Genomic DNA, 10,779 nt, shown 5'->3' with positions numbered 1-10,779 from the left:
CGTACTCTGAGCGGTATGGCTGCCACCTTCGAAGACATTGCCAAGGGCAAGTACGTACTGCTGACGACGTTCAAGAAGGACGGCACCGGGGTACCGACCCCGCTGTGGGGTGCCCTCGACGGTGATCGGCTGCTGGTCTGGACGGTATCCGATTCGTGGAAGGTCAAACGAATTCGCCGCAACCCCGCAGTCACCCTGGCACCGTGCGACATGCGCGGCAAGCCTCAGGGCGAGGCGATCGACGCCACCGCCGAGATCCTCGATGCCGACGGAACCGAGAAGGCCCGGGCAGCGATCGCCTCGAAGTACGGCATTCTCGGGTGGCTCACCGTCAAGGGCAGTGTGCTGCGCCGGGGCAAGAGCGGTTCCGTCGGACTGGCGATCACCGCCGCCAGGTAGCGAAAGTCGGCACCATCGCTCGTATGCGCAGTTCCGAATGCTTCGTGAGGCAGCTTCCCCTGCTGCCGGAATGGAGCACCACGTGCCTATCGCAGTGACCGATTACAACCATGTTCGCCTCACCGTCAGTGACATCGACCGGTCCCGGTCGTTCTACGACTCGGTGTTCGGCTTCGACGTCGCCTACGCCTGGGATCCCGACGCGGACGAAGAGACCAAGAAGGCCCTGTGGTTCCTCTTCGGCGGCGTCATCTACAAGTTCGGCGGCGGGCTGCTCGGGCTGCGCCCGGTCGCACCGAAAGACGACACCTTCGGCGAGGACCGGTGCGGGCTGGATCACCTCAGCTTCACCGTCGACACCCGAGCCGCACTCGAGGATGCCGTGAAGACCCTCGACGAGTTGGGCATTGCGCACGAGGGCATCAAGGACGCGGGCCCCGGCATGTCCATCGTGGAGTTCCGAGACCCCGACAACATCGCCCTCGAGCTGACCGGTCCCGACAAGTAGGCCGGGCAGGAGTGGAGCCTGCAGGAACGACCAGAATTCAACCCTACTGTGCCGCGCTGACCGACGACATGTGAAAGTCGGGAACGCGTAGCGGTGGCATCGCCGTGCGAGTGAACCAGTCCTTCCACTCGCGCGGCAGTGTCGCCTCGGTTGCGCCCGCCTCGGTGACGCGTCGCAGCAGATCCAGCGGGCTCTCGTTGAAGCGAAAGTTGTTCACCGCACCGGTGATTCGACCGTTCTCGATGGCATAGACGCCGTCTCTGGTCAGCCCGGTCAGCAACAGCGAGGTCGGATCGACCTCACGGATGTACCAGAGTGTCGTCAGGAGCAACCCGCGTTCGGTGTCGGCAACCATCTTGTCCAGACCGACGTCCGTGCCGCCCGTCAGAACGAGGTTCTCGCCCGGGACCGCGACGGGAGCTCCGAACTTCTGCGCCGTTGCACGTGGGTAGGCCAGGGCGGAGACCGATCCGTCGCGGATCCAGTCGACGCGCTCGATGTCCATGCCGTTGTCGAACACCGACACCGAATCACTCGACGACCCGGCCACCACGAACGGCGCGTACTCGAGTCCGGATGCGTGTGGATCGGAGTACAGGGTGAGCGGCAGGTCGGTGAGTTTCTCGCCGACTCGCGTCCCACCTGCCCGCGAGAGTGCGGTGCGGCCTTCCTGCGCTCCGCGGCCTTCCATGGTCCACATCAGGTAGATCATCAGGTCGGCCACCGCCGACGGGGGCAGCACAGTCTCATAGCGACCGGCGGGCAGTTCGACGGTGTTTCGGGCCCAGCCGAGCCGGGTGGACAGCTCCGCCAACATCGTCTCGGCCGACACGTTCTGGAAGTCGGTGGTTCCGGTGCCCACCCAGGCGCTCGCACCGGATCGCTTTCCGTTGATCTCGACCGATCCGGTGGGCTGTGTGAAAGTACGACGCACCCCGGTCGAGGTTCCGAGCCAGACGTTGTCGACGGTGTGCTGCGCGAATCCGTACAGCGCGTCCTCACCATCGAATCCGACGTTCAATTCCGTTGCCAGCGAGCCGAACACGTCGATCGACGTATGCTGTGCTCGGCGGTCCCAGTCGTGCGGGTCCGAGACCGACTCGCGAGGCAGCAAGGGCATCGCGTCCTCGGCGGGCTCTGCCGATCGCGCCGCCGCCTCACTCGCCCGAACCACTGCCTCGATGTCCTCCGGATCGACACTCGTCGACGACACGGTGCCGACTCGAACGGTGTCGGCCTCTCGCACGATCGAGATCACTTCCCAGCGCCGGGAGGTGGCAATTCCGTTGGTGGTCATGGAGTTTCCGGCCCACCGCAGTGTCGCGTCGCTGGAGTCGGTGACCGTCACGATGGTGTCGTCGACACTCGCGCAGGCGAGTGCACGTTCGATCACGAGCTGCGGCGCGATCATCGACCTGCCTCCGATCGGGTGTTGAGAACGTTGACGCCGCGGAACAACGCGACGGGGCAGCCGTGGCTGACGGCGGCCACCTGCCCGGGTTGGGCCTTGCCGCAGTTGAATGCGCCGCCGAGTCGCCACGTGGACGGTCCGCCGAGCAGTTCCATCGAGCCCCAGAATTCGGTGGTCGTCGCCTGGTACGCCACGTCACGCACCTGGCCGTCGAGCACGCCGTTGCGGATTCGGTAGAAGCGTTGGCCGGTGAACTGAAAGTTGTAGCGTTGCATGTCGATCGACCAGGATTTGTCTCCGACGACGTAGATGCCGTCCTCCACCTCGCCGATGACGTCGGCGGTGGATCGATCGACATCGGGGTCGGGCTGCAGCGATACGTTCGCCATCCGCTGGATCGGAACATGATGCGGAGAATCGGCGTACGAACATCCGTTGGACCGCTCCAGACCGAGTTTGGGGGCGAACACTCGATCGAGTTGGTAGCCGACCAGTGTGCCGTCGCGGACCAGGTCCCATCTCTGCGACGCCACTCCGTCGTCGTCCCAACCGATGCTGGCCAGGCCGTTGATCTCGGTTCGGTCGGCGGTGACGTGCATGATGGGCGATCCGTAGCGCAGCGTCCCCAACTGGTCCGGGGTCGCGAACGACGTGCCGGCGTAGGCGGCCTCGTAGCCGATGGCGCGATCGTATTCCGTTGCGTGCCCGATCGACTCGTGAATGGTGAGCCACAAATTGGTCGGATCGATCACCAGATCCGTTGGGCCTGCCACGACGGACGGCGCCTTCACCTTCTCGGCCAACCAGTCCGGGATCCGGGCCAGCTCGTCGGCCCAGTCCCACGTGCTGTGCTCACCCAGGTACTCCCAGCCTCGTCCGACGGGTGGAGCGAGGGTGCGCATGGTCTCGAACGCACCGGCAGATCGATCCACCGTGGTGGCCTCGAATTGTGGATGCAGTCGCACCCGCTGCTGAGTGATGCTGCTGCCGGCCAGATCCGCGTAGAACGACTGCTCCTTGACCTGCAGAACCGAGGCGGTCACGTGATCGACGCCGTCCGACGCCGCCAGCCGGGAGGAGTACTCCGCCAGTAGTGCCACCTTCTCGGTGGTGGGTACCTCGAACGGGTCGATGTCGTACTCCGACGTCCACGTCGCGTTCGAGTACACCGGCTCGGCGGCGAGTTCGACGCGTTCACGATTGAGCGCACGCAGTGCCGTGGCCACCTCGACAGCTTTACGCGCTGTCTCGGCCGCTGCGTCCGTGCCGAGTTCGGCGTGCGATGCGAAACCCCAGGTGCCGTCGACCACGACTCGTACGGCGAGGCCAATCTCCCCGGCGTCGATTGCCGATTGAACCGAGCCGTCGCGCAGCGAGATCGACTGAGTCGTCAAGCGCTGCACGCGAACATCGGCATGCGTTGCCCCGGCGGATCGAGCCGTGCTCAGGGCGGCGTCCGCGAGGGCCTGCAGGGGCAGAGCCAGGAAGTCGGCGTCGACCGACCGATCCGATTGTCTCGTCACGCCTGAAGACGCTAGCCGAATTGTTGCCAGCCGAGTCGAACGACCATCCCCACGACCACGACCAGCAGGACGATTCTCACGAATCCGGCACCGCGGGCGACCGCCGTTCTTGACCCGAGGACGGCACCGAACACGTTGCACACCGCCATGACTGCTCCGAGTTGCCAGTAGACGCTGCCGGTGACGGCGAAGAAGGCGAGGGCACCGACATTGGACCCGACGTTGATCACCTTGGCCATCGCGGCGCTGCGCACGAACTCGGTGCCGAGCATCGTGGCGAAGACGATGATGAGGAACGTTCCGGTGCCGGGCCCGAGAATGCCGTCGTAGAAGCCGATTCCGGCGGCTGCACAACCGATGACGATCAGAACCTTGCGATGGGTCGGCGGCGACGGCGCCGCGGTCAGGCCGATGGTCGGACGGCAGGTGACCAGTACTGCCACACCCACGAGAACCACCATGATGATCGGGATGAACAGCTCGCGATCGATCAACGACACCGCAGCAGCGCCGGCCGCCGAGGTCACGGCGGCGAGGACGCCGGCCGGAACGAGCACCGCCCAATTCAGCGAAACCTTCCGTGCGAAGGTCACGACGGCGGCGACGGTACCGAACACTGCAGTCGCCTTGTTCGTCGCCAGCGCTGCCTGCTGCGTCAGCTGAGGTGCCACGAGAAGAATCGCCGGCAACAGGATGAGGCCACCTCCGCCAACCACTGCGTCGACCCAACCGGCGGCCGTGGCCGCGACCATCAGCAATCCCCAGTCGGCGGCAGTCATACGGCAAACTCAATCACATGCGTCGATTCAGTCTGTGGCTCCGTGGGCAGCCGTTCGTGGCCGATGCTCTGCTGGCCGTCGGGCTGTTCGTCGTCGACATTCTGGTGTTCGTCAGCTCGGTCGACGGTCTGAACGGGCCGTTGTTCCTGGTCTTCTCGGTCGTGCTGACGATTCCCGTCGCGTGGCGGCGGCGTCTGCCCCGCACGATCGCAGCACTGACTCTCGTCACCACGCTCAGCTCCGACATAGCGGGCAGCCTGGTGGGCGATGCGTACAACGGTCACCCGGCAGCGCTCGCCCTGCCGATCATGCTCTACACGCTGGTCGCGTACGTCGGTCGAGTTCAGGGCGGCGTCTATGCCGCCGCACTCGCCGTGTACACCGCCGCGAACCTGCTTCTGTTCGCCCAACCGGTGTTCACGACACTGCTGTTCAGCGCGCTGATGTACGCCCTGTCGTGGGTTGCGGCGGAATTTCTCGGTGCCCGCCGGGCGTACGACGAAGCGACTCAGGCCCGGCTCGTCGTGGCCGAGTACGACAGGGACCGACGCGCCGAAGAGGCCGTGCTCACCGAGCGCACTCGCATTGCACGCGAACTGCACGACGTCATCGCCCACAGCGTCAGTGTCATGGTGGTGCAGGCCGACGGTGCCTCGTACGCCATCAGGCGCAATCCCGATCGCGCCGAGCAGGCCGTGGCCAACATCTCCGCAACGGGCCGTTCGGCATTGGCCGAGCTCCGTCGAACGGTCGCGTTGCTGCGAACCTCGCCCGACTCGGACGACATGCCCCAGTACGGCACCGCCGGTCTGGCCCGTGTCGTGGAGATGATGGGTCGCGCCGGATTGAACGTCGAGCTCGAACAGACCGGAAACCTGGACGACATCAGTCCGGCGATCAGCCTGGGAGTGCACCGGTTGGTGCAGGAATCGCTGACCAACGTCCTCCGCCACGCCGGTCATGCGCCACGCGCTGTGGTCAAGGTGGTTCGCGGAGAAGATGCGGTCACCGTCGAGATCTCCGACAACGGCTCCGGCGCACCACCGTCCGAGGACGGTGGTGGACACGGACTTCTCGGAATGCGCGAGCGAGTAGCGGTGCTTCGAGGCACCCTGCACGCCGGGCGGACGCCGCACGGCAATTGGCTCGTGCGGGCAACGCTACCGATCGAGTGAGGGCTAGGTTGGGTCGGTGCCGATCACCGTTGTCGTCGTGGACGACCAGGAACTCATGCGCATGGGATTGAACATGGTGCTCGAGGCGCAGGACGACATCGAGGTGGTGGGGGAGGCCTCGGACGGGGCGGGTGCCGTCGAGGCCGTCGCCAGACTGGCACCGGCGGTAGTGCTGATGGACGTCCGCATGCCCGGCATCGACGGCGTCGCCGCCACCCGCAGCATCACCGAATCGGGTTCGGACGCCAACGTTCTGGTGATGACGACCTTCGATCTCGACGAACACGTCCTCGGGGCACTCCGGGCAGGGGCCAGTGGATTCCTGCTCAAGGACACTCCACCCGAGGACCTGGTCTCCGCGATTCGCAGCGTCGCCGCAGGCGATGCCGTCGTCTCGCCGAAGGTCACCAAGCGTTTGCTGTCGAGGTTCGTCGAGCAGTCCGTGTCGACCACCGATGCCGCCGTTCTCGATGCTCTCACCGGACGCGAGCGCGAGGTGCTGGTGCACTTGGCTACCGGCTTGTCCAACGCCGAGATTGCGGCCGCCCTGCATCTGTCCGAGGCGACGATCAAGACTCACATCGGCCGAATCCTGACGAAGTTGGACGTCCGCGATCGAGTCCAGGCCGTCGTCGTGGCGTACGAAACCGGCCTCGTCCGGCCGGGTTCCTGAGAATCTGCCGACAAACACGGCAAGTCGGGAGCTATTTCGATGCCCCGCGCGTTGTACCGGTGAAGCGAAGAAAGGACCGTCATGCTCGCTCTGTTCGTACTCTATGTCGTGGTCGAGGTCGCAGCGCTGGTCGCCGTAGGAAGCGCGCTCGGTGTGCTCTGGACCGTCGTGCTGCTGATCGGTGGATCGCTGGTGGGGTCACTCCTCGTGCGATCGCAGGGCAGACGTGTGTTGGACGGTCTGCAGCGGGCATCGCGAGGCGAGCGATCGGCCGGCGGTGCCGTGGCCGACGGCGCTCTCTTCGCCGCAGGGTCGGTCGCGATGTTCGTGCCCGGCCTGGTGACCACGGTGATCGGGTTGCTGCTGTTGATCCCGCCGACCAGGTGGCTACTGCGCCCAGCGGTGATGTGGGCCGCCGCGCGCTGGTTGCCACAGGTCGCTACCGCCACCCGGCGCATGCGCCCCACCGTCATCGACGGTGAGATCCTCGACGACAGCACGCGAGCACCGAATGCATCCGGTTCTGCGCCGATACTCGAGGGACAGGTGATCGAGGCCGACCGCTTCGATCCCGCAGCCGGGGATTTCCGGAAGCCACACCGGTAGGGGCAGACTGGTCGTTCGTGACCACCGAATTGTTCTGCGGCGGACGGATCTACAGTCCGATGGCCTCCGACGCCACCGCCATGGCCGTGACCGATGGAATCGTCAGCTGGATCGGTGAGGACCGCACCGGGCGAGCGCTCCATCCAGGAGTCCGCATCACCGACTTGGCGGGCTCCTTCGTGGCACCGGCGTTCGTCGACACTCACGTGCACGTCACCGATCTGGGTCTGTCGCTGATCGGACTCGATCTGTCCGGCTGCACTTCGCTCGAACACTGCATACGGGTGCTCGCCGAACACGCATCATCGTCCTCGGACGCACTGATCTGGGGACACGGCTGGGACGAAACCGGGTGGCCCGAACATCGTGCACCGTCCACAGCCGACCTCGATGCGGCAGCTCCTGGTCGTCCGGTGTATCTCACTCGCATCGATTCGCATTCGGCCGCCGTCTCGACGCCGTTGCGCGTCGCCGCGACCGGTATCGAATCCGTCACCGGCTTCTCGGAGCAGTCCCCGCTCACCGCTGCCGCGCATCACCTCGCGCGGCAGACAGCGCGGTCGATGATCACGCCCGATACCCGCGCTCGGGCACGAACGGCTGCGCTCGACAGTGCTGCGGCGCAGGGAATCGTCGCAGTCCACGAATGTGCCGGTCCGATCGTGTCGGGTATCGACGACTTCCGCGAACTGATGGCCACCGAACACGGGGTGGAGGTTCGCGGATACTGGGGCGAGCTGGTCGAGACGGCCGAGCAGGCGCGGCAGCTGCTCGGCGACACCGGTGCCCACGGACTGGCCGGCGACATCTTCGTCGACGGCTCGCTGGGGTCGCGGACCGCGTGGCTGTCGTCGCCCTACGCCGACGGCTCCGGATCGGGTGTCCCGTACGAGGACGTCGATGCGATCGCCGAACACATCTCGGCGTGCACGACCGCCGGGATACAGGCGGGTTTCCACGTCATCGGCGACGCGGCTGTGTCGGCTGCCGTCACAGCGTTCGAGCGGGTGGTGGCCGAGCTCGGAACTCCTGCCGTCGCCGCGTGCGGGCATAGGCTCGAACATCTGGCGATGGTCGCACCCGAACAGGCCGACAAATTGGCCTCGTGGGGCGTCATAGCCAGCATGCAACCGATGTTCGATGCCCTGTGGGGCGGTTCGGACGGGCTGTACTCGGCGCGACTCGGCGCGGATCGTGCGTCGGCGCTCCATCCGTTCGCGCGCCTGGCATCGGCGGGGGTGGCGCTCGCATTCGGTTCGGATGCGCCGGTCACCCGACTCGATCCGTGGGCGACGATCAGAGCTGCGGTCAACCACCGCACGCCGGGCAGTGCCATCTCGCCTCGGGCCGCTTTCTCGGCCGGTACCCGCGGAGCGTGGCGTGCGGGCGGAGTCCGAGACGGACTGGCGGGAACGTTGGTGCCGGGAGCTCCCGCGTCCTTCGCGGTGTGGGAGGTCGACGAACTCGTCGTGCGAGCACCCAAGGACAGCGTGCAACGCTGGTCGACGGACCCCCGTGCGGGGGTATCTCCGTTGCCCGGTCTCGACCCGTCGTCCACGAGCCCACAGTGCTCGATGACCGTCCATCGCGGGCAGGTCATCCATGAGAACTGAGTCCGCCTCGGATATCGGGGCCAGGGCCCCGTCGGCGGGGCGACTACGACGAGCTTCGATGTCCACTGCACTCTCCGTTGCCGGTGGTGCCCTGATATTCGCGAGCTTTCCTCCGCGAACCCTGTGGTTTCTGGCACCGCTCGGGATCGCGCTGCTGGCCCTCGTCCTGACCGGCTTCGGCGGCCGACGTCCGTTGTCGCTGAAAGCGGGATTCGGCTACGGCTGTGCCGCCGGACTCGGATTCTTCGTTCCACTGCTCCCGTGGATCGGTGTCTACGTGGGACCGATGCCCTGGCTGGCGCTCGCCGCCGCCGAGTCCGTCTTCGTCGGCTTGTTCGGAATGCTCGGTGTGGTCGCAGCACGGAGTGCCTGGTGGCCCGTGTCGATGGCATTGGCCTGGAGCCTGACCGAGTGGCTTCGGTCCAGTGTTCCCTTCGGCGGTTTCCCGTGGGGCCGGTTGGCGTTCGGACAACCCGAGGGCTGGCTGCTTCCCTTGGCGAGCATCGGGGGTGCACCGTTGCTCAGCTTCGGTGTGGCACTGACCGGAACCGGAACGGCCGCGCTGCTGGTCGCGGGCAGTCGGCGCGACGGAGTGCGTTCGTTCCTCGGGCCGGTCGTCGCCACGACGGTCGCGTCCATAGCGGCCGTGGCGCTGCTACCCACGCTCCACAGCAACGACGCACCGGAAGGCGACGAACGGACCGTGACGATCGCAGCCGTCCAAGGAAGCGTTCCGCGTCTGGGTCTGGACTTCAACGCGCAGCGGCGAGCGGTACTGGACAATCACGTCCGTGAAACGATGAGTTTGGCCGCCGACGTCGAGGCAGGCAGGCAACCTGCCCCGGATCTCGTCGTGTGGCCCGAGAATGCGTCCGACATAGATCCACTGAGAAATCCCGACGCTGCAACTCTCATCACGCAGGCGTCCGTGGCTGTGGGGGCTCCGATTCTCGTCGGGACCGTACTCGTCAATGCCGATGGCACGAACACGAATTCGGTGATTGCGTGGAACGGTACGGACGGGCCCGGTGAGCGGCACGACAAGAAGATAATTCAACCGTTCGGCGAATACTTGCCATTCCGAAGTTTTTTTCGATTGTTCTCGGAATATGCCGACCGAGCGGGTTATTTCGTTCCAGGTAACGGAAACGGAGTTGTCCGCGCCGGGGGAATAGCAGCCGGAATAGCGACCTGCTACGAAGTCGCATTCGACCGTGCCCTCGAGGAATCGGTCCGATCGGGCGCGGAGTTCATCGCAATTCCAACCAACAACGCGACCTTCGGCGACACCGAGATGACCTACCAACAACTCGCGATGTCCAGGGTGCGCGCCGTCGAGCACGGAAGAACTGTCGTGGTGGCCGCGACGAGTGGTGTGAGCGCGATCGTGGCACCGGACGGAGAGGTTCTGCAGGATTCGCCACTCTTCACTCCCGACGTGCTGGTTTCCAGTGTTGTACTGCGACAATCCCTCACCGTCGCGACACGACTCGGCTTCGGATCGGAACTGGTGTTGTGTCTGGCAGCAGTCGCAGCCCTCGGCGCGACGCTCGTGGTCGGGCGCCGCCGCTCCGCCTCCTGAAACAATCGTCGAGTCGGTAAACGGCGGGTCGATCAGAACGACAGGTCCGATACGGGTCGGACAATGCTGTGCGACGCGGCGTGAGCAGTCATTCGTTCGACCGAATAGCGCCTGTTCGGGTGCACTCGGGGTCACTTCTGTAACAGGCTGGAGTCGGCGATCGATGGTTCTTATGATTACTGCACAAAAGAATCCTGCCGATGTTGTATCTTTGAAAGCCGCTGGGATGCTCGACGCGGAATTTCGGGTCGGCTTTCGGCGGTTGGCCGACGGTCTCGTGTGTGTATGTGAGTGCAGCACGAACGCCGACGTGGTCGAACGTGTCGTACGCCTGGTGGGGAGGGGAGTTCATGTCGGACAGGACGTCGAATTCGAGGGTCACCACGCACTCGGTTTGCGAACTCGAGGTTGGTTCTCCTCGGTAGAACCGTACCCTTTCCCTGTTTCAATCCAGTGGGCCGTGCGCGACGAATCGATACGACGGCATATCACCACCGAACGTGTGTGAAT

10 protein-coding genes are annotated in these 10,779 nt (G+C 65.4%); 7 read left to right on the top strand and 3 right to left on the bottom strand.

Translation table 11 applies throughout. The features are described 5' to 3' along the window. Positions 1-15 precede the first annotated feature (15 nt). Positions 16-399 (top strand): PPOX class F420-dependent oxidoreductase, encoded by a 384-nt coding sequence (locus QM590_RS05385; protein WP_269594099.1) that lies wholly within the window; start codon positions 16-18, stop codon positions 397-399. 82 nt (positions 400-481) lie between these two features. Then, positions 482-907, top strand: a complete 426-nt coding sequence (locus QM590_RS05380; RefSeq protein ID WP_149405767.1) for a VOC family protein — start codon at positions 482-484, stop codon at positions 905-907. Positions 908-950: 43 nt separating this feature from the next. Here the strand turns inward: QM590_RS05380 and QM590_RS05375 are convergent, their stop codons facing one another. From QM590_RS05375 to QM590_RS05365, 3 genes are read right to left on the bottom strand one after another with little or no spacing between them, the layout of a single operon-like run. After that, positions 951-2,318 carry a metallopeptidase TldD-related protein gene (locus QM590_RS05375; RefSeq protein ID WP_269594098.1) on the bottom strand — a complete coding sequence of 456 codons (1,368 nt, stop codon included), beginning with the start codon at positions 2,316-2,318 and terminating at the stop codon, positions 951-953. Further along, the gene (locus QM590_RS05370) at positions 2,315-3,841 is read right to left on the bottom strand and encodes a TldD/PmbA family protein (protein WP_269594097.1); all 1,527 of its coding nucleotides are present in this window, start codon (positions 3,839-3,841) and stop codon (positions 2,315-2,317) included. The genes QM590_RS05375 and QM590_RS05370 overlap by 4 nt, the downstream gene beginning before the upstream one ends. Before the next feature lie 11 nt (positions 3,842-3,852). Then, positions 3,853-4,620 carry a TSUP family transporter gene (locus QM590_RS05365; RefSeq protein WP_094641790.1) on the bottom strand — a complete coding sequence of 256 codons (768 nt, stop codon included), beginning with the start codon at positions 4,618-4,620 and terminating at the stop codon, positions 3,853-3,855. 17 nt (positions 4,621-4,637) lie between these two features. On the opposite strand from QM590_RS05365, the gene QM590_RS05360 reads away from it, so the two are divergent. The 5 genes from QM590_RS05360 (at position 4,638) to lnt (ending at position 10,269) form a co-directional block, all read left to right on the top strand. Then, positions 4,638-5,795, top strand: a complete 1,158-nt coding sequence (locus QM590_RS05360) for a sensor histidine kinase (protein ID WP_094641788.1) — start codon at positions 4,638-4,640, stop codon at positions 5,793-5,795. Between the two features lie 16 nt (positions 5,796-5,811). Then, a complete protein-coding gene (locus QM590_RS05355) occupies positions 5,812-6,468 on the top strand; it encodes a response regulator (protein ID WP_269594096.1) in 657 nt (218 codons plus the stop codon). 81 nt (positions 6,469-6,549) lie between these two features. Continuing rightward, on the top strand, positions 6,550-7,074 hold the full coding sequence (locus tag QM590_RS05350; protein ID WP_094641784.1) for an FxsA family protein: 525 nt from the start codon (positions 6,550-6,552) through the stop codon (positions 7,072-7,074). A gap of 59 nt (positions 7,075-7,133) precedes the next feature. Then, on the top strand, positions 7,134-8,687 hold the full coding sequence (locus QM590_RS05345; protein ID WP_411741298.1) for an amidohydrolase: 1,554 nt from the start codon (positions 7,134-7,136) through the stop codon (positions 8,685-8,687). A 58-nt stretch (positions 8,688-8,745) separates the two neighbouring features. Continuing rightward, positions 8,746-10,269, top strand: coding sequence for an apolipoprotein N-acyltransferase (gene lnt, locus QM590_RS05340; protein WP_269594094.1), 1,524 nt, complete (start codon positions 8,746-8,748; stop codon positions 10,267-10,269). The last annotated feature ends 510 nt before the right edge of the window (positions 10,270-10,779 follow it).

This window comes from Rhodococcus sp. IEGM 1372 (genome assembly GCF_030056835.1).
Classification (GTDB): domain Bacteria; phylum Actinomycetota; class Actinomycetes; order Mycobacteriales; family Mycobacteriaceae; genus Rhodococcoides.
This window is presented reverse-complemented; position numbering and strand designations above follow the sequence as displayed.